The following is a 23,184-nucleotide window of genomic DNA, read 5'->3' as shown; positions in this document are numbered from 1 at the left end:
GCACGTTAATTCAATCACGGACTACGTACGTAGGGGATCGTCCAATCGGGCGCGACGTCTCGAAAAGATCTTGGCCGATATTCGCTAGGTCTTTTCATGTGTGCGACTGTTCGGCTGGGCATTGCGCCGGTATCGCAGTGACGGACCTCAAGTTTTGGCAGGCGGTAATATCAAGCCCGCAAATCCGGTGTTTCCGTCCATGGGAGTGGCGGTTTCGCGTGACGAATTCAGTCATCGGAATCCGTGTGTGCTGTTCCATTTTGCCGGTTCAGATCCGATTCTGGTCCGCGTGCCGGTCCTGAGCGATAAGGCGCCTAAAGATCAGGTTTCGCCGACTATCGGGTCTATAGGGACTGATTTTTAGGCGACTCGACGCATCCGGGCCACATGACGGCCCGTTCGGGGGCGAATCAGAGCCGCGCCGGAAGCGGCGATGGGGGGCGATTCGTCGGCGGGCGTCCCAGGTGTCCGGGATCGATCGCGGCGGGGCGCGGAGAGGACGGCTCGGTCCATCGGGGCCAGGGCTGCCGGAGAGGCGCAACGGTCACCCCGAAGCGCGTCTCCCGCCCCAGCAGAGGGGAGCGCGCGCGTGCTGGCTGCGGATAGACGTCCATTGCCGCCGCCGGCGCGTCGGATCTCGTCCCGCGACCCGACGCGCCGGGCCCCTCACGCGACCCGCGCCAGTAGATCCCGCATGCCGTGCGTATCGACGAACTTCGCGGTCTCGCAGGCGAGGAGGCCACCCTGCATCTGCGCGTAGGCTTGGCTGTCGAGGGTGCGCAGGAACGCGATCACCGAGAGCGCCAGCGGCTCCGGGAACGCCCAGCCGAACCCCTCGGCCGCGGCGTAGCGGCCGGTGGCGGTCTCGGCCCGCGCCAGCGTCAGCGCCCCGCACAGGCCGCCCTCGTAGAGCCGGTTCGGCAGCAGCCAGTCCGAGTTCAGCCCGTCATCCAAGTAATCGACCGCCCAACTGAAGTGGACGCCGCCGTAGATGTCGGGCAATTCCCCCGGATTGGCGTAGGGGCCGCGGAACGCCATGTTCGGATGCCGGCTCAGCGTCGCGGCGAAATCCTGCGGGTCGATATCCTCCTCGGAGAGCCGGCCCGCGATGACGATCCGCACCGAATTGCCGAGCGCCCGCGCGACCGCCGCCAGGATCGTCAGGCTCCGGCGGCAGCGCAGCGTGCCGAACCAGCCGATCACCCAGGGCGGGCCCGGGACCCGCCCGCGCTCCAGCCGGTGCGCCACCTCGGCGAGGCGGTGGGCCATCACCTTGTTCTCGAGCAGGTGCCACGGCCCGGAGAAGCCCTGGACCGGCGCGAAGTAGCGGGTCACGAAGTCCGGCGAGCTGACGACGAGCAGCGCGCTGCGGCCCAGGATCCAGCGCTCGACCGCCCGGGCGATCCGCCCGACCCGGTCCGGCCGCACCATCAGCCGCTGGATGTCGAGCACCTCGTAGACCAGCGGCGCGCGGCTGCCCGCGAGCCGGGCCGAGGCCCAGGCCACCAGGGCCATGTCGAGATTGCGGACATAGACCACGTCGGCGGCGCGCAGGTCGCGCCAGCGCGCGAGCGCCCGGACGATCCCGGGCGCGAGCAGCGGCAGCCGCTTGCCGTAATGCCGGTCCACGGTCTGGCCGAGGGGAACCACGTCGCCGGCGATCACGGGATCAGCGAGGCCGGCCCGCGCCCGCACGAACATGTATTCGACCACCGACCAGCCGGTATCCCGGATGGCGCCGACCCGCTTCCGGATCGTCGGCTCGATCCGGTCATGGCCGAAGAAGGCGACCCGGCCGAGCCGTGCGGTTTCGGGGTGGGTCTGGGTCATGGCGTGTGGCACCAAGCACCGGCCATCCCACCAAACTCCCCGATCGTGAGGTGGCGGAGCGCAGCGGAGCCGTTCAGGGATCGCGCGGTTGAAACACCACGCGTTTTCCCCTCCCCCTTGCGGGGAGGGGCCAGGGGTGGGGGTGGTGCCGGATGAAACGCGGCGGTGCCTTCTGGGCCACCCCCACCTCCAACTCCTCCCCGCAGGGGGGAGGAGAGCACGTTCAGCCTTCCTTGCGCCGGCGCGCGCTCCGCCTGGCGAAACACCGTCACGCGGAGGCCCCCGAATCGGTGACGTCGGCGGCCGGGCGGCGCCGCCAGGAGCGGGTGAGCCGGATCGGGGCGGCCGCGGCCGTCGTCCGGCGGACCAGGGCGTTCACGATCGTGCCGCGCCGGACCCCCGGGGTGGCGTTGGTCTTGTTGAGCACGACGCCCAGCACGGTGCAGCCGGCGGATTCGAGGTCCTGGACGGCGGCCACCACGTCGTCGATGTTGGTCTTGCCCGCCTCGGCCACGAGGATCATCCCGTCCAGCATGTCGAGGAGCGGCCGGAGCGTCGGCAGCTCGTCCGCCGGGGGCAGGTCGACGATGATGCGGTCGAGATGGGTGCGCTCGTCGCGGACCAGGCCGGCGATGGCCTCCGGGGTCATCAGGTCGCTGAAATGCGGGTCGCCCGGGAGGAGACTGCCGCAGGCGAGCAGGCGGACCTCCCCGAGCGGGTGCCGGACCGCCTCCTCGGTGCCGCAGCGGCCGGCGATCACGTCGAGCAGCCCGGGCTGGTCGGCGGCCTGGTTGAGGCGCGACAGGGTTGCCTGCCGCACGTCGGCATCGATCAGCAGGATCCGGCTCGCGGTGGCCGAGCGCGAGCGTGCCAGCAGCTGGGCGAAGTTGCTCGCGAAGGTGGTCTTGCCGGTGCCGGCCCCGACCGAGGTCACCCCGATGGCGAAGACCGGGCTGCGGCGGTCGTTGCCGAGCAGATGCGTCTTCAGGCTGTGCAGGCGCTCGACGAAGACCGATTGCGGCATGAACCGCACGGCGCCGGCCTTGAACGCCTCGACGCTCGCCGGCCGCAGGGATTCGCTGGCATGGTTCTGCGCCAGCGACAGGGCGGCCCGGTAGCCAGGCTCGCGCCGCAGCTCGGGCAGCGCAGCCAGGCAGGGCAGGCCCTGGCCGGTGAGCTGTCCCGGCACCCGGAGGGTCCGGTCGAACCAGTGCCGCGCGAAGGCACCGCTCACCCCGAGCCCGGCCCCGACCAGCATGCCGAGCAACACGATCAGGCCGCCGCGCGGCGCGCTCGGGCGCTCCGGGATGCTCGCCGGGGTGATCACGTGGGCGGAGGGCTGCGGGTAGGATTGCTGGTTGACGGCGTCGATGTAGCGGCTGAGCAGGTTCGTGTAGATCTGGTCGTAAGTCTCGGCCGCCCGGTCGAGCTCCTTGGCCTTCACCCGCGCTTCGCTGGTCACGAGCGTCTTCGAGATCAGCGCGTCGAAGGACGCCGTCATGCTGTCCTCCCGGGACTTGGCGACCTCGTAGTCGCGGTCCAGCGAGGCTGCGAGGCGCTCCAGCTCGGCGCGCAGGGACTGCTTGGCCGCCAGCACATCCTTCTGGATCGCCGTGACCGCGTCATGATCGGGGCCGAGCCGGCGCTTCAGGTCGTCGGCGCGCTGCACCAGGTCGACATACTGCTTGCGCAGCTGGATGATCACCGTGTCCTTGAAGGCCTCGGTGATGCCCGGATCGGCGATGTCGGAGGCGAGCAGCATGTGGATCTGGTCGCGGGTGGCGCGGGCATCCACGGTCCTGGACCGGGCGGAGGCGACCGCGGTGTTCAGCTCCTCGAGCTGCTGCTCGCCCACCAGGCCGCGCTTGCCGAGATCGATGATCGCGTGCTCGGCCTTGTAGGTCTGGGCTTCCCGGGAGGCCTGGCTGGCGCGCTGCTGCATTTCCTTCAGCCGCGGCAGGATCCACTCGCCCGCGACCTTCCAGATCTGCGACCGGTTCTCCAGCTGCGTGGCGACGTAGGCGTCCGCCACCGCGTTCGCGACGGCGGCGGCGGCCGTGGGATTGTCGAGGCTGTAGCCGACCTCGATGACGTAGGCCGCGCCGATGCGGGCGGCTTCCAGGTTCTCGCGCACCGTCCCGGCCTGGCGCTCCTCCGGGCTCACCACGACGCTCGTCTTGGGGGCGGGGGAGAGGCCGATCAGGCCGCCGACGAACAGCTTGACCGCGCCCAGCGCTTCGCGGACCTTCGCCACCAGCGGATGCGGCGGCACCGCCAGCTCCTGCGACGGCGGCAGGTTGAGCCGGTGCACGGCGGCCAGGGCGATCTTCTCCGAGCGGATATACTCGACCTGGCTCTCCACCTCGGGGATCTCCAGGGGGGTCGCGGCGCCGGGCGTGTCGCGGGCGGTGACCGGGCTCGACCGACTCTCGATGTAGACCCGCGCCCGGGCGGTGTAGATCGACGGGGCGGTGGCGACGTAGAGGATCGCGGCGACCAGCCCGACCCCGCCGAGCGCCAGGATCGACCGCCAGTTCCGCCGCATGATCGTCAGGATCGCGACCTGATCCTCGGGATCGGGCGCCCGCGCGCCGCCCCGCCACGGGCGCGCCGGGCCGACGGGATCGGCCCGCAGGAAGGACGCGCTGGTCGAGTGTCTGTTCATGGCTCTTCCCTCACGCGGCGGGCTTGCGGCTTCACAGGTCGGGTTCGGCGGCAAGAGCCTGAACCGCTGGGCTTTTTCCCTCCCCCTTGCGGAGCGGGGTCAGGGGCGGGGTGGTGCCGGATCGCGCGTCACGGGGCCGTCTGCCCCCCTCCAACACCTCCCCGCAGGGGGAGGAGCGCGCGTTCCGCCTGTCAGAAGACGATGTGGACAGCGCCGCCGCGGCGGGGGCTCACGTCTGGCGGCGTCAGTTCTGGCCGGTGCGGGCCCCGATGCCCCGCAGGGCGGGATCGGGCTTCAGCACGACCTCCACGACGTCGCCCGGCTGAAGCTCGGTGTCCTCGGCCGCGTCGATGGTGCTGGGGGCGGTCCTGTTGGGGCGGAAGACGGCGATCGACGCCCGCGTGCGGCTGCCGGACAGGAGCTGGGTCCGCAGGGCGCCGGTGTAGACCAGCTTGTCGTTGATGCTGTTCAGGCGGGAGCGCAGGGCGGTCAGGTTGTCCTCCGAGACCTGCAGCTTCTCCATGGCCTCCAGGGCCTGCTGGTCGTCGACCCGCTCGAGCTTGCGGGTCAGCTCGCCCTTGTCGCGCTCGAGCTGGGACACCTGGACGGTGGTCTGGAGCGCCCGGGTCGAGGACAGCAGCACCGCCCGCCGGGCATCGGTCAGGCGCGTCGTCACCACGGCGCCGCGCTGGAACAGGGCGCGGACCGCGTCGTAATCGTCGGCGTCGGCGGTGACGCCCTCCTTCTCCTTGGCCTGCTGCTCGGTCAGGCTGACCAGCTGGCCCTGGGCGCGGGTCAGCGCGCGCTGCAGATGGTCCTTCTCTTTGCCGATATCGGCCATCTGCACGCGCAGCTGCTGCTCCGCGAGCTTCTGCGCGACGCCGGCCCGGGACGGCGGCACGTTGAGGGGCGTCTCCGTGCCGGCGGCGGCCGCCTTCTCGGGCCGCGATCCCGCGATGATCGCCTTCAGCCGCCAGACATTGGCGCTCTCCCGGGCGATGCTCCCCCAGACCGCGTCGTACTCGGCGCGCAGGTTGGCGCTCTCGACCACCGGATTCTCCATCCGGAACCGCAGGAGGTTGTAGCCGCCGGCCAGAGCCACCGCCTGCCGGACGGTCATGCCCGGATGGAACGGGTGCTCGCCCTGCTTGGTCACGTCGCCGCTCAGGTAGACCGGCTGGTACTTGGCGATTCGCACCCCGATCTCGTCGGGCTCGATCACGGCGATCGATTCGCGCCCGTCGGAATTGCGCTGCCGCACCGCCTTGGCCGGCAGCGCCTTCTGGAGGGCCTTGCGCAGCTCCGCCACGGTCAGCCCGGCCGCCGGCACGTCGCCGAGGAGCGGCACCATGACGGAACCGTCGATCCCGACCGTCGCCTCCTGCTTGAATCCGGGGATGCTGAGCGCCGTCACCTCGAGGGTGTCGCCCGCCGAGATCCGGTATTCGGCGGAAGCCGGATTGACGCCGCAGGCCAGCAGCACAGCCGCGCTCGCCGCGAAGGCTCTTCGCAGCGAAGCGCCCCGGCGGGCGGGCATTACGGCGAAGAGTTCGGAACGTGCCGGACGGGACCAGGTCTTCACGCGTCGTCCCTTCATGCTCGGGCGCAGGTCATCCCGCATGATGCGCGGCGGCCCAGCGCGCCGGGACTCGTCCAAAAGGACACCGGCCGCACCGCCCGGCGCCCCGCTCTGCGCCTTTCGAGGTAGGGCTTTCCGGCCCAGGTCACCCCGGGGGAGGGCGGTTCGCCTTTCGGGGGAGCAACAATATCGAAAGCCTGGGTTCCCGATTGTCCACAGCTCCGCGCAGTTTTGCCGCACAGAAGTTCGGCGGAAGGAGCTGCGGGGATGCCGATTACCGATGCGGATATTGGGCGGGACGTGGGTATCTTCTACCCGGATCTCGTTAATATTTACGGATGTGAAATAAAGACCGGATCGCGCATCGGCCCCTTCGTCGAGATCCAGCGGGGCAGCATCATCGGCCCCCGCTGCAAGATCTCCTCGCACACCTTCATCTGCGAAGGCGTCTTCATCGGCGCCGAAGTCTTCGTCGGCCACGGCGTGGTCTTCACCAACGAGCGCTACCCCGAGGCGACCAACCCGGACGGCAGCCTCAAGCGCGACGGCGACTGGGAGCTCGTCGAGACCGTGGTCGGCGACCGCGCCTCGATCGGCTCCAACGCCACCATCGTGGCCGGCATCACCATCGGGGAGGGCGCCCTGGTCGGCGCCGGCGCCGTCGTGACCCGCGACGTCCCGCCCTACGCCATCGTGGCCGGATGCCCCGCCCGGGGCATCGGCGACACGCGCCAGAAGCGCGCGCGATCCCGCCGGCCGTCCGCGGCCAAGCCTCTGCAGATCGCTTGAGGGGACACACGCCCATGATCGCCATCGGAATCGTCGGCTACGGCTATTGGGGGCCCAACCTGGCCCGCTGCACGTCGGAGACCGAGCAGTGCCGGCTCGCGGCCATCGCCGACCAGTCGCCCGCGGCCTTGGCCCGGGCGGGGAAGCGCTATCCCGCCGCCGAGCTTCATCAGGATTGGCACGACCTCGTCGCTGATCCCCAGATCGACGCCGTGATGGTGGCGACCCCGGTGAGCTCGCATTTCGAGATCGCCATCAACGCGCTCCGGGCCGGCAAGCACGTCTTCATCGAGAAGCCGATCACGGCCTCGGCCACCGAGGCGCGGCTGCTGATCGCGGAGGCGGCCAAGCGCAACCTGACCCTCATGGTCGATCACACCTTCGTCTACACGGGGGCGGTCGAGAAGATCCATGAACTGGTCACGGACGGCTCGCTCGGCGACGTGTTCTACTACGACTCGACCCGGGTCAATCTCGGCCTGTTCCAGCGCGACGTGAACGTGATCTGGGATCTCGCGGTCCACGACCTCGCCATCCTCGACCACATCCTGGACGCCGCGCCCGTGGCGATCTCGGCGAGCGGCACCGGCCATTTCAGCGGCCGCCCCGAGAACATGGCCCACATGACCGTGTTCTATCCGCGCGGCGTCGTCGCACAGATCAACGTCAACTGGCTGGCCCCCGTGAAGGTCCGGCAGACGCTGATCGGCGGCAGCAAGAAGATGATCGTCTACAACGACCTGGATCCGATCGAGAAGGTCAAGGTCTACGATCGCGGCGTCACCGTCGGCGACGGCTCCGGGGACATCACCGAGCTGATGGTCTCGTACCGGACCGGGGACATGTGGTCGCCGCACCTCTCCTTCCGCGAGGCGCTCGTCGTCGAGATCGAGCACTTCGTCGACTGCATCGCCACCGGCAAGGCGCCGAAGACCGACGGCCACAGCGGCTTGCGCGTGGTCGAGATGCTCGAGGCCGCCATGCGCTCCCTGCGCCAGAACGGCCACCCGATCGACCTCATGCCACTTGCGAGGGCCTCGTGATCCCGTTTCTCGACCTCAAGGCGCAATATGCCGCCGTCGGCGGCGACGTCGAAACCGCCGTCCTAAACGTCCTGCGCAGCGGCGACTTCGTCCTCGGACCGGCCGTCACCGCCTTCGAGGCGGCCTTCGCGAAGGCCTGTGGCGCCAAGCACGCCGTAGCCGTCAGCAGCGGCACCGCAGCGCTCCATCTCGCGCTGCTGGCCCTGGATATCGGCCCGGGCGACGAGGTGATCACGGTCTCGGCGACCTTCGTGGCGACAGTGGCGGCGGTGATCTACACAGGCGCGACACCTGTGCTCGTCGACATCGATCCGGTGAACTGGACGATGGATCCAGCCCTGGTCGAGGCGGCGATCACGCCCCGCACCAAGGCGATCCTGCCGGTGCACCTGCATGGGCGGATGGCGGATCTCGACGCGCTCGGCGCCATCGCCCGGCGCCACGGGCTCGCCCTGTTGGAGGACGCCGCCCAGGCGCACCTCGCCGAGCGCGGCGGCAGGAGGGCCGGCACGATCGGGGATATCGGCTGCTTCAGCTTCTATCCCGGCAAGAATCTCGGCGCCTACGGCGAGGGCGGCGCCATCGTCACCGACCGGGACGACCTCGCCGAGGCGGCGCGGTGCCTGCGGGACTGGGGCCAGCAGGGCAAGTACAACCACGTCCGGCACGGCTTCAACCTGCGCATGGACGGGGTCCAGGGTGCGGTCCTCAGCACCAAGCTCCCCTACCTGGAGGGCTGGACCCGGGCCCGGCAGGCGGTGGCGGCCGAGTACGGCGCGCGGCTCGCGGGCCTCGGCCTCGACCTGCCGGGGCCGGCCGGACGCGACCACGCCTTCCACGTCTACGCGGTCAGCACCCCCGATCGCGAGGGCCTGCGCCAGCACCTCACCGAGGCCGGGGTCGCCACCGGCATCCACTACCCCGTCCCGGTCCACAGGCAGCCCGCCTACAGCCATCTCGATGACGGAGCCGGCCGCCTGCCGGTCACCGAGCGGCTGGCCGCCCGGACCCTGTCCCTGCCGATGTTCCCGGAACTGACGACCAGCCAGATCGACAGCGTCTGCCGGGCCGTCTCCAGCTACTGCGAGGTCGCCGATGCCCAAGCTGCGTGAGGTCACGAAGGGAAGCCGCTTCGGCGGCGACCTGCGCGGGGCCCGGATCCTGGTCACCGGCGGATCCGGCTTCATCGGCTCCCATATCATCGACCTGCTGGTCGAGGCCGGCTGCGACGAGATCGTGGCCATCGACAACATGGTGCGCGGGCGCCCCGAGAACCTGAAGCACGCCCTCGGCTCGGGCCGTGTCCGGCTGGTGCAGGGCGACATCCGCGACCGGGCCCTGATGGACACCCTGGTCAAGGGCACCGACGTGGTGTTCCACCAGGCGGCCCTGCGGATCACGCAATGCGCCGCCGAGCCGCGCCAGGCCTTCGAGGTGATGGCGACCGCGACCTTCGACCTGCTAGAGCGCTGCGTCGAGGCCGGCGTCGCCAAGGTGGTGATGGCCTCCTCGGCCTCGGTCTACGGCATGGCCGAGAGCTTCCCGACCACGGAGACGAACCACCCCTACGACAACCGCACCCTGTACGGGGCTGCCAAGTCCTTCGGCGAGGGCCTGCTGCGCTCGTTCAACGACATGTACGGGCTGGACTACGTCGCCCTGCGCTACTTCAACGCCTACGGGCCGCGCATGGACCTGACCGGCCGCTACACCGAGGTGATGGTGCGCTGGATGCAGCGCCTGGCCGAGGGCCAGTCCCCGATCGTGTTCGGCGACGGCCTCCAGACCATGGACCTCGTCCATGTCCGCGACATCGCCCGGGCCAACATCCTGTCGGCGACCGCGCCGGCCACCGACGTGGTGCTCAATGTCGGTACCGGCGTGGAGACCTCGCTGGTCGATCTGGCCGGCCATCTCACCCGGATCATGGGCCGGGAGGGCACCCCGCTCCTCCACGAGGCCGAGCGCGCCGTGAACCCGGTGCCCCGGCGCCTGTGCGACACCAGCCTCGCCCGGGAGCTGATCGGCTTCGAGGCCGAGATCGGGGCGGCCGAGGGCCTCGCCGACCTGGTGGCCTGGTGGAGCGACGAGGCCGGCTCGGATCACCTCAGGCGGGCGCTGGCATGATCCCGATCGCGAAACCCGATGTCGGCGAGCCGGAGGCGGTGGCGGCCGGCGCCGTGGTCCGCTCCGGCTGGCTGACCCAGGGGCCGCAGGTCGCGGCCTTCGAGGCGGAGTTCGCCGCACTCGTCGGCGCCCCCCATGCCTGCGCGGTCTCGAACTGCACCACGGCGCTGCATCTCGCGCTGCTGGCCGCCGGGGTCGGACCCGGCGACGAGGTGGTGACGGTGAGCCACAGCTTCATCGCCACCGCCAACGCCATCGCCCAGTGCGGGGCGACGCCGATCTTCGTCGACATCGACCCGGCGACCTTCAACATGGCCCCGGAGGCCGCCGCCGCGGCGGTGACCGAGCGGACGAAGGCGATCGTCTGCGTCCACCAGATGGGCATGCCCTGCGACCTCGAAGCCATCGTGGCGATCGGGCGCCGCTCCGGGATCCCGGTGATCGAGGACGCGGCCTGCGCGATCGGCTCCGAGCGGCTCCAGGGCGATGTCTGGCGGCCGATTGGCGCGCCGGCGGGCGACGTCGCCTGCTTCTCGTTCCACCCGCGCAAAGTCCTGACCACCGGTGACGGCGGCATGATCACCACGGCCAATCCCGACTGGGACCGCAAGTTCAGGCTGTGGCGCCAGCACGGGATGAGCGTGTCCGACGTGGCGCGCCACGGCAGCGCCAAGGTGGTCGCCGAGGCGTACACGGTCGCGGGCTACAATTACCGGATGACCGATGTGCAGGCCGCCATCGGCCGCGCCCAGCTCACCCGGCTGCCCGCTCTGATCGCCCGGCGGCGTGCTCTGGCTGACGGTTACAAGGCGCGGCTCGCCGATCTCCCGGACGTGACGCCGCCGCCCGAGCCGATCGGCTCGCGCAGCAACTGGCAGAGCTTCTGCGTGCGCCTGCCGGAGGCAGCCGACCAGGGCGCCGTGATGCAGGCGATGCTTGACCAGGGCATCGCCACCCGCCGGGGCATCATGTGCGCCCATCTGGAGCCGCCCTATGCCGAGGCGCCGCGGCGCTTCGCCCTGCCGGAATCGGAGCGGGCGCGCGACCACGCGATCCTCCTGCCGCTCTACGCCGGCATGGACGACGCCATGCAGGATCAGGTCGTCGCCGGTCTGCGCGCCGCCCTGCTATGATACCCGGACCGGTCAAGAGCCTCGCCCGGACCGTCGGGCTCACGCGCCCGCGGGTCGCGGCCGCCCGGATGGCCTGCGAGCGCGCGACCCTGGCGGTCGCCGGGACGCGCCGCGAGCTGTCGGGGGGGCGCATTCTCTGCTACCATTCCCTCGGTCAGCCCGAATGCGGCGTCAACGACGTCGCCCCCGGCCGTTTCCGGCACCAGATCGAGTTGGCCTTGCGCCTCGGCTACCGCTTCGTGCCGGCCGCCACCATCGCCGAAGGCAACGGCGAACCCTGGGACCTCGCGATCACCTTCGACGACGGCTGGCGCAGCGTGCTCGACGCCGCGGAGCCGATCCTGCGCGATCACGGAATTCCCTGGACGCTGTTCGTCGTCTCCGGCTGGCTCGACCGGCCCGGCACCGGCCCGCGCGGGGTCCTGGGCTGGCGCGAGATCGAGGCCCTGGCCTCGGCCGGCGTCGAGATCGGGAGCCATTCCGTCACGCATCCGGATTTCGGGCGGATCGGCGCCGACGGGGCGGCCGAGGAGCTGGACGCCTCGCGCCGGGCGATCGGGGCCCGGCTCGGCATCCGGCCGGACAGCTTCGCGATCCCGCTGGGACAGTCGGCGAACTGGACACCCGCCGCCGCCCGCGCCGCCCAGCAGGCCGGCTACCGGATCGTCTACGCGCAGGCCGTGGAGACGCGGCCGCTCGGGACCGTCGGGCGCAGCTTCGTCACGCATTTCGACAACGATCTCGTCTTCGGCGCCCTGCTGAAGGGCGCCTACGATGCCTGGGAAGAATGGACATGATCCGGCCCGCGCCCCGCCCCACGGTGTCCGTGGTGGTCCCCACCTGCAACCGGGCGTCCCTGCTGCGTGAGGCCTTGGCCAGCATCCGCGCCCTGGAAGGACCCGATCTCACCTTCGAGATCATCGTGGGCGACAACGGCCGGCCGGGGCCGGGCGCCGAGGCTGCCGCGGAATTCGGCGCCATCCACATCCCGGTCGACCGTCCCGGTGCGGGGGCCGCCCGCAACGCCGCCCTGCTCAAGGCCAGCGCACCCTCCATCGCGTTCCTCGACGACGACGACGTCTGGCAGCCAGGCCATATCCGTCCCCATCTCCAGCGGCTGGAGGCGGAGCCGGATCTCGGGATCGTCTTCGGACAGGTCGTCACCACCTCCCAGGACCTGGACCCGGTCTACGGACCCTGGCCGGCGGAACTGCCGACGGAGGCGCCCGCGCTGCTGCGCCGGATGCTGAGCGGCTACTTCCCGCAGGTCGGCGCGACCGTTGTGCGCCAGAGCCTCGTCGGCAGCGTCGGCCTGTTCGACGAGGCGCTGCTCGGCGATCAGGATTGGGACTGGCAGATCCGTGCGGTCCGCCGACACCGGGCCGGCTTCGTCGCCGTGCCCTGCGTGCATTTCCGGCAGCGGCCGGCCGGGACCTTCGACGGCCTGATCGCCCGCCGGATCCACTTCACCCGGCTGGTCTTCCGCCGGCATGTGCCCGCGCTCGGCGTCTCGCGCCTCGCGGCCCTGCGCCTCTATTTCGCGGCCGTGCAAGGCTATTACGAGGCTTTCCTCGATGGCGCCCAGGCCCATGCGGCCCGCGGCGACCGACGCGCCGCCGCGGGCGCGCTTTTCTCCGCCTTCCGGCTGATGCCGCACCGCGCGATCAAGGACGCGCTCCGGCCGACGCACCTGCGCGAAGCCCTGCTGGCTGTCGCCCAGGCGAACCGGCCGCTCGCCGCGGCCGGACCGGGGACGCGCTGAAAGGTCGGGCCTTCGCCTCGCTCGGACATCTCAATCTCCGGGGTCTGGGGCGTCGCATGGACGTCCCGGCATCCCACCGTGCTTCCGGGCTCCGCTGCGCGGACCCAGACTGGCCGGGGGCGTCATACGGATCAAAGAATAGACCCGGAAAACCGTGAGGTTTCTCGGGTCCGAGCTTAGCGTGATGCGATGGTCGCGCCCGATCACCCGGCCCGCAGAAGCCCCGGCCGATCCTTCACGTTGCGCACCAGCCATTCCGGCAGCAGCAGGCGCACCCGCTCCCAGGGGCCGGAAAAATCGCCGGCGCGGCGCAGGGCCGCCCAGGAGGCGATGCGCTGCCGGAGGGGCAGCATGCCGATGTAGTTCTTGGTCATGCCCGAGACCGGGAAATCCGAGCCGAACATGTCCTGGTGGCGCAGGTCGGACTCGCCGAGATGGGGCATCTCGGCCGGGACCGGCCCGGAATCCGGCGTTAGCCGGGGCAGCGCCTGCGCCTCGGAATAGACGGCGTCGAGGCCGGCAAGCCAGCTTGCCGGCGCGTAGAGCCGCGCGATGGCAGCACTGATCTCGGCGCCCGCGGCCTCGCGGGCGTCTGCGTCGGTGATCAGCGCCGTCAGGTGGGCCTCGTACTCAGCCTGGTCGCGGGCGACCCGGGCCGTGGCGTCGAGCCCCGGATGGTTGATCGCGACGATCTCGGCCGCCTCGGGCGCCTCGAAGCGCGTCACCAGCGGCAGCCCGTAGGCGGCGGCTTCGAGCATCGAGGTCGAGGAGACGAACGGGTAGGAATCCACGTAGATGTCCGCCGCCTCGAAGAAGACCCGCGGATCCGACAGCTCCGCATGGGCCGTGATGCGCCCGCCCGTGGCGGCCTGGGCCGGGCCCCAATCCGCCCGTTCGCCGGCGCCGACCACGATCAGCCGGGCGTTCGGGTGCGCGGCCAGGAGGTCGACATGGCGGTCGGCGTAGGTGACCGGACCGACGTTGCGGTACTTCGCGCCCCGCGCCACCGAGACCAGGAGGACTTCGTCCTCCGGGATGCCGAGGGCGCGCTTGGCCTCAGCGCGGCTTCGCTGGCGCTCGGGCAGGGTGATCAGGGTCGGGAGGAGGAGGCTCCGGGCCGGATCGACGCCGCGGCGCGTGATCGCGAGCCGGCGGGCGGCCTCGCGCAGGTTGATGACAGCGTGACTGATCCGCGTCCCGATCCAGAACAGGTGATCGGCGTGGTTGAGCAGGATAATTGGCGGGTGCCGATCCGGATCCGCGAACGCGATCAGCGGGACCACGTCCTCGCAATGGATGTGCAGGACGACGACATCGTAATCCCGCGCGATTCGGCGCAGCTCGCGCGCCCAGGCCAGCTTGCCGCCGTGGCGGTGATTCAGGTGGTGGATCGTGCCGCCGCTCGCGCGCACCGCCTCGGTGATCCGCGCATCGACCGGTCCCCGGTGCTGGGTCAGGGCGAGCCCGTTGGTCCGGTGGGCATCGGCGCCGATCCAGAGCGCCAGCATCTTGGTGAGGCCGCCCACCGGGGCGAGCTGCGTGCAGACGTGCAGGACGCGCCGGAACGGGACCGGCTCCGGGGCCGGGCCGTGATCGGCTTCCGGCTCGAGCCGCCGGCCGATCTCGGCCATCATGCGCTCCAGGCGCGGGCTCGCGAACACGCCACAATGGCGATGGGCCGCCATCGTCGCCGCGATGGCGGCCTCGACGGCGGCGCCTTCCAGGGCGCCGGAGGCCGCGAGGCGCTCCGCTTCCCGCACCCGGGCATCGAAGGCCGAGAAGTTCGCCCGGATCCGCCCGGCGCTCCGGGCGGTCTCGTCGTCGATCCATCCATTCCCGTCCTGATGGAGTCCTGATGCGATCGTGGCCATCGTGCCCTCCGGGCTTCAGCGATGCGGTGCGGGGTCCGCAGCCCAGGTGCCGGGCTGGTGGAAGACACCGAACGCGTCGGGCGCGAGGACCGGGTGCTCCACGTGGAAGCGGGCGCCGATCTGGGCCGCGAGCAGGCGCTCGAAGCCCCGCTGCCGGACCACCATCGAGACCGTGTAGGTGTCCGCGGTCAGCGTCAGCGGCGGCGTCAGCAGCTCGATCGTGCCCTCACCCGACAGGGTCGGCAGCTTGGCGCGGTCCGTCATCGTGCTGAAGTTGCAGCAGAGCAGCTCGTCCGACCGCGTGACCGAGAACAGGACATGCGGGTCGGTGATCGGCTCCGAGCTGGTGTAGCGCGCCGTGATCCGCATCCGCTCGCCGTGCCGGAACAGCGTCTTCGGTGCCCCGGATTCATCGGCGATCACGACGTCCCGGATCTCCACCGGCTGGCGGCCGCCCTCCGGCCGGAACCACGGCGTGTCGGCGAGGTAGCTGTCCTGCTCGTAGTGGCGCAGGCCCTCGTCGGTGGGGCCGTCGAAGGCGACGCGGCCGTTCTTGATGTAGATGACCCGCTCGCACATGGTCTTCACGCTGAACATGTTGTGCGAGACGAGCAGGATGGTCGAGCCCTTGGTCTGCAGGCGCCGGGCGAAGTCGATGCACTTCTTCTGGAAGGTGTAGTCGCCGACCGCCAGGACCTCGTCGAGGAGCAGGATGTCGGGCTCGAGATGGGCGGCGACCGAGAAGGCCAGCCGGACATACATGCCGCTGGAATAGCGCTTCACCGGCATGTCGATGAACTCGCCGATCTCCGAGAACGCGACGATCGCGTCGAACTTCTCCGCGATCTCGTGGCGGTGCATGCCCAGGATCGAACCGTAGAGAAAGATGTTCTCGCGCCCCGTGAGCTCCCGGTGGAAGCCGGTGCCGACTTCGAGCAGGGCGCCGACCCGGCCGACCAGCTTGATGCTGCCCGTGGTCGGGGCGGCGATCCGCGAGATGAGCTTGAGCAAGGTGCTCTTGCCCGCTCCGTTCATCCCGATGATGCCGACATTCTCGCCGTGCTTGATGCCGAAGCTGACATCCTTGAGGGCCCAGAAGCCCTCCTTGGACGGGCGCGCATGGGACTTGCGGGTCAGCAGGCCCCGTGCGCCCTCGATGAGCGCCTCGCGCAGGGAGTTGTCGTGCGTGGCCCGCGGGGCGCGCCAGTATTGCTTGCCGATATCTTGTACGCTGATCGCCATCGACATCAGATTACATCCGCGAAGGAGCGCTCCATGCGCTGAAAGAAGATCAGTCCGGTGAGCAGCAGCACGGATGCGACCGTGACCGAGACGGCGAGCGCGAACAGGTCGGGGGCAGTTCCACCGAGGATCGAGAAGCGGAACGCCTCGATCAGCCCGACCATCGGGTTGAGCGCGTAGACCCAGCGCACCGAGTCGGGGACGATGCTCGCCGCGTAGACGATCGGCGAGGCGTACATCCAGATCTGGATGAGGAACGGCAGCGTGTGCTTGACGTCCCGGAAGCGGACGTTGACCGGCCCGAGCCAGAGGCTGACCCCGAGCGCCAGGACCGCCGTGACGGCGAGCGTCGGGATCGCGAACACGATGTGCCAGCTCGGCACCACTCCGTAGCCGAGCATCAGCGCCAGCAGCACCACGAGGGCGATGGCGAAGTCGACCATCGGCGACACCACGGTGGCGAGCGGGATCACCAGGCGCGGAAAGTAGATCTTGCGGATGAGCTCCGCCTCGGTGACGAGGCCGGTGGCGCTCCGGCGCACCGCCTCGGCGAAGTAGGTCCACAGGATGATGGCGCTGCCGGCAAACAGCGCGTAGGGCGCCCCGTCGGTGGGGATCTTGGCGAAATGGCCGAAGATGACGGTGAAGATCGCCACCGTGAACAGCGGCTGCGCAATGGCCCAGCAGGCGCCCAGGGCGGTCTGGCGATAGAGCACTTTCAGGTCACGCAGGATCAGGACCCACAACAACCCGCGATACTGCCAGACGCTCGCGGCATCGAAGGCGAGGAGCTGATGATCCGGAAGGATTTCGGTGACCGGCATCGCGGTCGGTTCTGATCGCGGCACGGTCAGGCCGTGTTTCGGCGCATCGAGCGCAAGCGCGTCCAAAGAGTCCATCATTCCACGCGGTCCCGCACGACGATCGGTGCTTGCGGGATCCGCTCGCGACGCTTGGCGGCCGGATCGGCGATCCCACTGAGCCGGGCTATCACCCCGGTCATCCGGCACGAATTACATCTTTCGTCGTACCGAGCCTCCCGACTGAAGAGGTGGTTGTCGTTAACCACCGTATTGATTGCCTATGAGGACAGAAGAGACCCCGGGCGCGGGACGTCGTCTTTGTCGAGACCGGCTCGGCCGGCCCGGACACGCGTGCCGGGCGTACGAGCCGTCCTCACCGAGACGTTGCGCTTCCGCCGGAACGGGGCCCCGCGGATCCGACAGAAGATCGGGTCCGGTTCTCAGGAGCACCGCCATGCAGGACGCTTCGGTCGATGGCCCGGACGGCGCGGGCATCCCGCTCGTGACGATCGCCATGCCGGCCTTGAACGAGGCCCGGCACATCGCGGAGGCGATCCGCTCGGTGCTGCCGGCCTCGGACACGCTCGCGTGCGAATTGCTGGTGATGGACGGCGGCAGCAGCGATGCGACCTGCGCCATCGTCCGGGCGATGAGCGTCGAGGATCCCCGGATCCAGCTGATCCACAACCCCCGCCGCATCCAGGCCTCGGCCCTCAACCTCGCGGCGCGTCTGGCGCATCCGGGCGCGACCTATCTCGTGCGCGCCGACTGCCACGCCGCCTATCCCGGAAACTGGGTTCGGGACTTGGTGCAGACGATCCGCCTGCGGGACGCGGTCTCGGTGGTCGTGCCCCTGCGGACCATCGGGGTGACGCCGCTGCAGAGGGCCATCGCGGCTGCCCAGAATAGCCGGCTCGGCAATGGCGGGTCGGCGCACCGCCTGGGCGGGATCTCGGGCTACGTCACCCACGGCCACCACGCCATCTTCGACCGGCGCGAGTTCCTGCGGGTTGGCGGTTACGACGAGAGCTTTTCCCACAACGAGGATGCCGAGCTCGACCGCCGGTTCTGCGCGGCCGGCGGCAGGATCTATCTCGCAGCCGATCTCGCCGTGACCTACTACCCCCGCGCGACCCTGTTCAGCCTGACGCAACAATACTTCCAGTATGGTCGCGGCTGTGCCCGGACCCTCGAGAAGCATGCCAGCCTGCCGCGGCTGCGCCAGATGCTGCCGCCCCTGGTCCTGCTCTATGGCATCAGTGCCCTGGCGCTCGCCACGGTCGCGCCGATGATGCTGGTCCTGCTGGCGGTCTATGCGGGCGGCTGCGGCCTGAGCGGCCTCGCTCTGGCGCTGAAGGCGCGGGAGCCGAGTCTGGCCATGAGCGGCCTGGCGGCGATCACCATGCACCTGGCCTGGGCGGTCGGCTTCCTGTCGCACCGAGGCTATCGCCGGACCCTGCTGCGGACTGTGCTGCGCCGGAAACCACCCCTGCTGGGTGTCGCGCCCGGATCGGACCCGGCGAGCGTCAACTGACGGGGTTCCGCGCTCGGATCCTGCGAATCCTGTGTCAGAAGCCGGACGCCGTTCCGTATCCGTCGCCAATTCCTATCCAGGGCTGTGGTCTCGCGCGGCCAAGCCGATTATCGACACGCGCATCTTTCCGGAGCCAGTGGGGCCCGGAACCCGCACCGTGCCGTGACGGCTTTGGAGTGTTGTGACCGTGCCCGACAGGACCCCGCGCCCCGTGATGCTCGTGATCCTCGACGGCTGGGGATTGCGGGATTCGGTCGCCGACAACGCCGTCCATCAGGCGCGCACCCCCGTCTTCGACGCCCTGATGCGGGAGCGGCCCCGGGCACGTCTGATGACCTTCGGGGCCGATGTCGGCCTGCCCGAGGGGCAGATGGGCAATTCCGAGGTCGGGCACCTCAATATCGGCGCCGGCCGGGTGGTCATGCAGGACCTGCCGCGGATCGATGCCGCCGTCGCGGACGGATCGCTCGCCACCAGCCCGGCGCGCGTCCGGTTCGTCGCCGCGCTGCGGGCGAGCGGCGGGACCTGCCACCTCGTCGGCCTGCTGTCGCCCGGGGGCGTCCACGCCCACCAGGACCACGCGGTGGCGCTGGCCCGGGTGATGGCCGAGGCCGGCGTGCCGGTCCGCCTCCACGCCTTCACGGACGGGCGGGACATGCCGCCGCGTTCCGCCGCCAGCTGCTTCGAGACCGTCGAGGCCGCCCTCCCGGAGGGCGCGCGCATCGCCACCCTGTGCGGCCGCTATTACGCGATGGACCGCGACCGGCGCTGGGAACGGGTATCGATCGCCTACGACGCGATGATCGCGGCGCGCGGCGCCCGGTTTGCGAGCGCCATGGAGGCGATCGCCGCTTCCTACGTGGTCGACCTGTCGGACGAGTTCCTGCGGCCGGCCATCATCGGCGACTATGCCGGCATGAAGGACGGCGACGGTGTGCTGAGCTTCAATTTCCGCGCCGACCGGACCCGGCAGATCCTCGAAGCGCTGCTCGACCCGGCCTTCGCGGGCTTCCCCCGCGCGCGGACGGTCCGGTTCGCCGCCGCCCTCGGGATCGTCCAGTACAGCGTCGAGATCGATGCCTTCGCCGACACCCTGTTCGAGCCCCTCGATCTGCCGAACGGCCTCGGCGAGACCGTGGCCCGGGCCGGGCGCACCCAGCTGCGCATGGCCGAGACCGAGAAATACCCCCACGTCACCTACTTCATGAACGGCGGCCGCGAGGCGCCGTTCGAGGGCCAGGACGCGATCCTGGTGCCGTCGCCGAAGGTGGCGACCTACGACCTGCAGCCGGAGATGTCGGCCGCGGAGTTGACCGATCGGGCCGTGGAGGCGATCGGCTCCGGGCGCTACGACATGATCCTCCTGAATTTCGCCAACCCCGACATGGTCGGCCATACCGGCAGCCTCGCCGCCGCCGTGAAGGCGGTGGAGACGGTGGATGCCTGCCTCGGCCGGGTGGTCGACGCGATCACGGCGAGCGGCGGGGCGCTCCTCGTCACCGCCGACCACGGCAATTGCGAGATGATGCGCGACCCGGAGACCGGTGAGCCGCACACCGCCCACACCCTCAACCCGGTGCCGGTGACGCTGGTCGGCGTCGAGAGCGTGACGCTTTCCGACGGCCGGCTGGCCGACGTCGCGCCGACCCTCCTCGACCTGATGGGCCTCGACCAGCCGGCCGAGATGACTGGCAAGTCGCTGATCAGGCGCTGAGGGGGGCACGACACGGCGCCTGTCCGGATGCGGGATCGAAGCAACGTCGTCTGAAAGCATCGTCCCTAAAGGTGGCTTCGGGCATTCGGAAAGAGACGATGCTCTAACGCTTGCGCCCGCATAAGGGTTATCGCCGAAGCGGCGACCGTTATGGCGCATGATGCGTAGGACATGATTGCCCGGCACAGCCTGATCTATGTCGGCTCGCGCGGCTTCGCCGCTGCCCTGAACATGGCCTCCGTGGCGGTGTTCACCCGGCTCGCGCCGGTGGAGAGCTACGGCATATACCTGTACGTCCTGTCCTGGGCGCTGGTGCTCTACGGGGCCACCTGCCAATGGCCGAAATTCGCGTTCTTCGCCCTCTACGACGAGGCCCGCGAGCCGGCGCAGGTCGGCACCGTGGTGCGGATCCTGGGCGGTACGCTGCTGCTCGCCGGCCTCGGCAGCGCGCTCGCGGCCGCGCTCGGGCTGGTTTCGGGCCCTATGGCGGCGGCGATCCTGGCGCTCGCCTTCGGCACGACCCTGTTCGAGGGCTCCACCGAGATCGCCCGCACGCGCCTCAAGGCCGGCGCGGTGGCGGCCTCGGTGATGAGCCGGGCGGTGCTGATCCTCGGGCTGGGCAGCCTGGCGCTGCACCTGTCGACCGATCCCCTGCACCTCGCTTTTGCCGTGGCCGCCGCCAACGCCCTCGCCGCGCTGCCGGCCGCGATCACCATCGCCCCGATGATGCCCGGCCGCGGCAGCCGGGCCGAGGCCCTGCGGCTGTTCGCCTATGGCTGGCCCCTGGTGCTGTCCTTCGGGACGGCCGCCCTGGCCCAGAGCCTCGACCGCCTGATCATCGCCAAGACGGTGGGACCCGCGGGGCTGGGCGCCTACGGAGCGCTGGCCGACTTCCTGAAGCAGAGCTTCATCGTGTTCGGCGAGGCGATCGCCCTGTCGCTGATCTCCATTGCCAAGCGTGAGGCGCGGGTGGGCGGCATCGCGGCCGCCTCCGGTGTGCTCAGCGACGCCGCCCGGGCCATGACCCTGATCGCCGCCTTCGGGGCGGTGTTCTTCCTGTGTTTCGACGACCTTGTGGTCGCGGTGCTGCTCGGGCCGGATTACCGGGCGGAGGCGCGCGCGCTCGCTCCGGTGCTGATCCTGGCCAGCATCCTGATGATGTTCCGGGCCTATTATTTCGGACAGGTGATCTACTTCACCCGCACCAGCCGGCTGGAAGCGGCGGCGGCCTTCGCCACCCTGGCGGTGGTGGCCGTGCTCTCCCTCTTGCTGATCCCGAGGCTCGGCGCCGCCGGGGCCGCGCTCGCCTTCGCAGGGGGACAGGCGGCGGCCTGCCTGGTGCTGGTGCTCGGGGCCTACCGGACCGGCACCACGATGCCGCTGCCGCTCGCGGACATGGCAGGCATCGCAGGCGCCGCTCTGGTCTGCGGCACGGTGATGGCCGGGATCGGCCTGGTGCCGGGGGGCCTGATGCCGCCCGGCCAGGCCCTGCGATTGGTCCTGCTCCTCACTGTGGCCGGGGCGACCGCGTGGCGTTACGACGTGCTCGGTTTCGCCGGGGCGATCCGCCACCGGCTCGCGGTCTGACGGGCGCGCCATGCGGGACACCGCGATCCTCGCCGGCGGCCTGGTGGTTTCTGTCCGTCCCCTCGATCCGGACGCTCCCTGGATCCCGGCCTGGCGGGCCCTCGGTGGGGACGCGCGTATCCGCAACCCGTTCTACGAGGCCGGCTACGCGCTCGCGGCCGCAAGAGTCTTCGGTGCGGGCGTACGCCTCCTGATCGTCGCAGACCGGCCCCCCGAGGCGCGGGGCGCGCGGTTCCTGGCCGCCTGGCCGTTCCGGGCGTCCTGGCGGCGCTGGGGCGTGCCGCTGCCGGTGCTGATGGGCTGGACCCACGGCTATTGTCCGTTCGGCGCCCCGCTGCTCGCCGCCACTGACCCGGAGGCTGCGCTCAGTAGCCTCCTCGCCGCGCCGCGGGCGCTCGGGCTGCCGCCGCGGCTGTTCCTGCCGAACGCACCCGCGGATGGTTCTTGGGCCGACCTGCTGGCCACCCGCGGGGCGCGGCAGGCGGCTTACTGGCCCCATGAACGCGGATTGCTCGATCTGACCGGCCGGTCGATGCAGGGGCGGAAAACCTATCTCGACCATCTCTCCGGCAAGCGGCGACGCAAGCTGCGCCTTGCCCGCCAGCGCGTGGAAGCCACGGGTCCGGTCGCCCTCGAGATCCTGGAGGCGCCGGCGGCGCTCGACGGCGCCCTCGACGACCACGTCGCCCTGGAGGCGGCGGGCTGGAAGGGCCGCGCCGGCACTGGCCTGGGGCAGCGGCCCGACGAGGTCGCGTTCCTGCGGGCCGTCCTGGCCGATCTCGGATCCGAGGGGCGCGTGCGCGTGGCGCGGCTGCGGCGGGAGGGCCGAATCCTGGCCTCCGCGATCCTGCCGATCACCGGCGCCGAGGCCTGGGTGCTCAAGATCGCCCACGACGAGGCCGACTCGGAGGCCGCCCCCGGGGTGCAGCTCGTCCACCGCCTGACCGAGGCGGTGCTGGCCAGGGAGGGCATCGCCCGGATCGACCGGATCGACTCCTGCGCCCCGCCGGATTTCGCCCTCGGCTCCACCTTCTGGACGGAACGGCGGCCGATCGCTCACCTGTTGGTCGAGGCCGACCGCGACCTGCTGTTTCCGGTGGCCCGGACCCTGGAGCGTGCCCGCGAGCGCGTGGCGCGGGCGCGCCTCACCAGCCGAAGCGGGCGATCTGCGTGAGTCGGGCCTGCGTCGCCGCCTCGTCTCGTCCGAAGCGGGCGATCCGCTCTGACAGGGCGTAGCAGGTCGCGCAGAACGGGAGCTGGATCACCGCAAGGCCCTCGCTCCGCGCCCGGCCGACCGAGGCGATCAGGCAGGCGACGACCGGCTCGTCCGCGGGTGTGCCGAGACAATCGGCCCGTGGGCTTCCGAACACCGGACGGTTCGGCCAAGTCAGCTGAAGCGTCGTGCCGCCGCGCCGGTCCGGGGCCGGCGCCAGGGTGTAGCTGCGCAGGAACAGCCCGCAGGTCAGCAGGACGATTCCGGGCAAGATCAGGGCGGCGCGCATCGG

The 23,184-nt window shown here is 70.6% G+C and carries 18 protein-coding genes; 11 read left to right on the top strand and 7 right to left on the bottom strand.

All coding sequences use genetic code 11. The features are described from left to right. Window positions 1-666: 666 nt before the first annotated feature. The 3 genes from AO398_RS08230 to AO398_RS08220 all read right to left on the bottom strand — a co-directional run bounded on the left by AO398_RS08230 (window position 667) and on the right by AO398_RS08220 (window position 6,077). A complete protein-coding gene (locus tag AO398_RS08230) occupies window positions 667-1,830 on the bottom strand; it encodes a hypothetical protein (RefSeq protein ID WP_058191575.1) in 1,164 nt (387 codons plus the stop codon). Window positions 1,831-2,098: 268 nt separating this feature from the next. Further along, window positions 2,099-4,495, bottom strand: a complete 2,397-nt coding sequence (locus tag AO398_RS08225) for a polysaccharide biosynthesis tyrosine autokinase (protein ID WP_058191574.1) — start codon at window positions 4,493-4,495, stop codon at window positions 2,099-2,101. Window positions 4,496-4,739: 244 nt separating this feature from the next. Beyond that, window positions 4,740-6,077, bottom strand: a complete 1,338-nt coding sequence (locus AO398_RS08220; RefSeq protein WP_082643190.1) for a polysaccharide biosynthesis/export family protein — start codon at window positions 6,075-6,077, stop codon at window positions 4,740-4,742. A 264-nt stretch (window positions 6,078-6,341) separates the two neighbouring features. On the opposite strand from AO398_RS08220, the gene AO398_RS08215 reads away from it, so the two are divergent. From AO398_RS08215 to AO398_RS08185, 7 genes are read left to right on the top strand one after another with little or no spacing between them, the layout of a single operon-like run. After that, complete coding sequence (locus tag AO398_RS08215; RefSeq protein WP_058191572.1) at window positions 6,342-6,863, top strand: acyltransferase; 522 nt, start codon at window positions 6,342-6,344, stop codon at window positions 6,861-6,863. 14 nt (window positions 6,864-6,877) lie between these two features. Next, window positions 6,878-7,906 (top strand): Gfo/Idh/MocA family oxidoreductase, encoded by a 1,029-nt coding sequence (locus tag AO398_RS08210; RefSeq protein WP_058191571.1) that lies wholly within the window; start codon window positions 6,878-6,880, stop codon window positions 7,904-7,906. Continuing rightward, window positions 7,903-9,018: a DegT/DnrJ/EryC1/StrS family aminotransferase gene (locus AO398_RS08205; protein ID WP_058191570.1), complete on the top strand. Its 1,116-nt coding sequence runs from the start codon at window positions 7,903-7,905 to the stop codon at window positions 9,016-9,018. The genes AO398_RS08210 and AO398_RS08205 overlap by 4 nt, the downstream gene beginning before the upstream one ends. Next, window positions 9,002-10,033, top strand: coding sequence for an SDR family NAD(P)-dependent oxidoreductase (locus AO398_RS08200; RefSeq protein WP_058191569.1), 1,032 nt, complete (start codon window positions 9,002-9,004; stop codon window positions 10,031-10,033). Before AO398_RS08205 ends, AO398_RS08200 begins: the two co-directional genes overlap by 17 nt. Next, complete coding sequence (locus AO398_RS08195) at window positions 10,030-11,166, top strand: DegT/DnrJ/EryC1/StrS family aminotransferase (RefSeq protein WP_058191568.1); 1,137 nt, start codon at window positions 10,030-10,032, stop codon at window positions 11,164-11,166. The genes AO398_RS08200 and AO398_RS08195 overlap by 4 nt, the downstream gene beginning before the upstream one ends. Next, a complete protein-coding gene (locus AO398_RS08190; protein WP_058191567.1) occupies window positions 11,163-11,963 on the top strand; it encodes a polysaccharide deacetylase family protein in 801 nt (266 codons plus the stop codon). Before AO398_RS08195 ends, AO398_RS08190 begins: the two co-directional genes overlap by 4 nt. Further along, on the top strand, window positions 11,960-12,928 hold the full coding sequence (locus AO398_RS08185) for a glycosyltransferase family A protein (protein ID WP_058191604.1): 969 nt from the start codon (window positions 11,960-11,962) through the stop codon (window positions 12,926-12,928). Before AO398_RS08190 ends, AO398_RS08185 begins: the two co-directional genes overlap by 4 nt. A gap of 203 nt (window positions 12,929-13,131) precedes the next feature. Here the strand turns inward: AO398_RS08185 and AO398_RS08180 are convergent, their stop codons facing one another. Genes AO398_RS08180 through AO398_RS08170 form a run of 3 tightly spaced genes read right to left on the bottom strand, consistent with a single transcriptional unit; the run spans window position 13,132 to window position 16,943 of the window. After that, entirely contained in the window at window positions 13,132-14,799 is a 1,668-nt protein-coding gene (locus tag AO398_RS08180) for a glycosyltransferase (RefSeq protein ID WP_058191566.1), read from the bottom strand. Window positions 14,800-14,814: 15 nt separating this feature from the next. After that, window positions 14,815-16,047: an ABC transporter ATP-binding protein gene (locus tag AO398_RS08175; RefSeq protein ID WP_058191565.1), complete on the bottom strand. Its 1,233-nt coding sequence runs from the start codon at window positions 16,045-16,047 to the stop codon at window positions 14,815-14,817. After that, window positions 16,047-16,943, bottom strand: a complete 897-nt coding sequence (locus tag AO398_RS08170; RefSeq protein ID WP_058191564.1) for an ABC transporter permease — start codon at window positions 16,941-16,943, stop codon at window positions 16,047-16,049. The genes AO398_RS08175 and AO398_RS08170 overlap by 1 nt, the downstream gene beginning before the upstream one ends. A 355-nt stretch (window positions 16,944-17,298) precedes the next feature. Between AO398_RS08170 and AO398_RS08165 the strand changes: the two genes are divergently transcribed. The 4 genes from AO398_RS08165 to AO398_RS08150 all read left to right on the top strand — a co-directional run bounded on the left by AO398_RS08165 (window position 17,299) and on the right by AO398_RS08150 (window position 22,853). Next, entirely contained in the window at window positions 17,299-18,378 is a 1,080-nt protein-coding gene (locus tag AO398_RS08165) for a glycosyltransferase family 2 protein (protein WP_058191563.1), read from the top strand. Window positions 18,379-18,592: 214 nt separating this feature from the next. Beyond that, complete coding sequence (gene gpmI, locus AO398_RS08160; RefSeq protein ID WP_058191562.1) at window positions 18,593-20,092, top strand: 2,3-bisphosphoglycerate-independent phosphoglycerate mutase; 1,500 nt, start codon at window positions 18,593-18,595, stop codon at window positions 20,090-20,092. 171 nt (window positions 20,093-20,263) lie between these two features. Then, window positions 20,264-21,679 (top strand): polysaccharide biosynthesis C-terminal domain-containing protein, encoded by a 1,416-nt coding sequence (locus AO398_RS08155; RefSeq protein WP_058191561.1) that lies wholly within the window; start codon window positions 20,264-20,266, stop codon window positions 21,677-21,679. Window positions 21,680-21,689: 10 nt separating this feature from the next. Next, entirely contained in the window at window positions 21,690-22,853 is a 1,164-nt protein-coding gene (locus AO398_RS08150; protein WP_058191560.1) for a GNAT family N-acetyltransferase, read from the top strand. Here AO398_RS08150 and AO398_RS08145 read toward each other — a convergent pair. Then, window positions 22,825-23,181, bottom strand: a complete 357-nt coding sequence (locus AO398_RS08145) for a hypothetical protein (protein WP_058191559.1) — start codon at window positions 23,179-23,181, stop codon at window positions 22,825-22,827. The genes AO398_RS08150 and AO398_RS08145 overlap by 29 nt on opposite strands. Window positions 23,182-23,184: the final 3 nt, after the last annotated feature.

The organism is Methylobacterium sp. GXS13 (assembly GCF_001455965.1).
Lineage (GTDB): Bacteria > Pseudomonadota > Alphaproteobacteria > Rhizobiales > Beijerinckiaceae > Methylobacterium.
Note: the sequence above shows the minus strand (reverse complement) of the source record. Positions and strands in the feature narration are given on the sequence as shown.

Excerpts from the sequence above, each read along its gene's own strand:
- AO398_RS08200 (WP_058191569.1), top strand. The coding sequence starts at position 9,002 with ATGCCCAAGCTGCGTGAGGTCACGAAGGGAAGCCGCTTCGGCGGCGAC.
- AO398_RS08175 (WP_058191565.1), bottom strand. The coding sequence starts at position 16,047 with ATGTCGATGGCGATCAGCGTACAAGATATCGGCAAGCAATACTGGCGC.
- AO398_RS08165 (WP_058191563.1), top strand. The coding sequence starts at position 17,299 with ATGCAGGACGCTTCGGTCGATGGCCCGGACGGCGCGGGCATCCCGCTC.
- AO398_RS08155 (WP_058191561.1), top strand. The coding sequence starts at position 20,264 with ATGATTGCCCGGCACAGCCTGATCTATGTCGGCTCGCGCGGCTTCGCC.
- AO398_RS08185 (WP_058191604.1), top strand. The coding sequence starts at position 11,960 with ATGATCCGGCCCGCGCCCCGCCCCACGGTGTCCGTGGTGGTCCCCACC.
- AO398_RS08145 (WP_058191559.1), bottom strand. The coding sequence starts at position 23,181 with ATGCGCGCCGCCCTGATCTTGCCCGGAATCGTCCTGCTGACCTGCGGG.
- AO398_RS08180 (WP_058191566.1), bottom strand. The coding sequence starts at position 14,799 with ATGGCCACGATCGCATCAGGACTCCATCAGGACGGGAATGGATGGATC.
- AO398_RS08210 (WP_058191571.1), top strand. The coding sequence starts at position 6,878 with ATGATCGCCATCGGAATCGTCGGCTACGGCTATTGGGGGCCCAACCTG.
- AO398_RS08190 (WP_058191567.1), top strand. The coding sequence starts at position 11,163 with ATGATACCCGGACCGGTCAAGAGCCTCGCCCGGACCGTCGGGCTCACG.
- AO398_RS08195 (WP_058191568.1), top strand. The coding sequence starts at position 10,030 with ATGATCCCGATCGCGAAACCCGATGTCGGCGAGCCGGAGGCGGTGGCG.
- AO398_RS08225 (WP_058191574.1), bottom strand. The coding sequence starts at position 4,495 with ATGAACAGACACTCGACCAGCGCGTCCTTCCTGCGGGCCGATCCCGTC.
- AO398_RS08170 (WP_058191564.1), bottom strand. The coding sequence starts at position 16,943 with ATGATGGACTCTTTGGACGCGCTTGCGCTCGATGCGCCGAAACACGGC.
- AO398_RS08150 (WP_058191560.1), top strand. The coding sequence starts at position 21,690 with ATGCGGGACACCGCGATCCTCGCCGGCGGCCTGGTGGTTTCTGTCCGT.
- gpmI (WP_058191562.1), top strand. The coding sequence starts at position 18,593 with ATGCTCGTGATCCTCGACGGCTGGGGATTGCGGGATTCGGTCGCCGAC.
- AO398_RS08230 (WP_058191575.1), bottom strand. The coding sequence starts at position 1,830 with ATGACCCAGACCCACCCCGAAACCGCACGGCTCGGCCGGGTCGCCTTC.
- AO398_RS08215 (WP_058191572.1), top strand. The coding sequence starts at position 6,342 with ATGCCGATTACCGATGCGGATATTGGGCGGGACGTGGGTATCTTCTAC.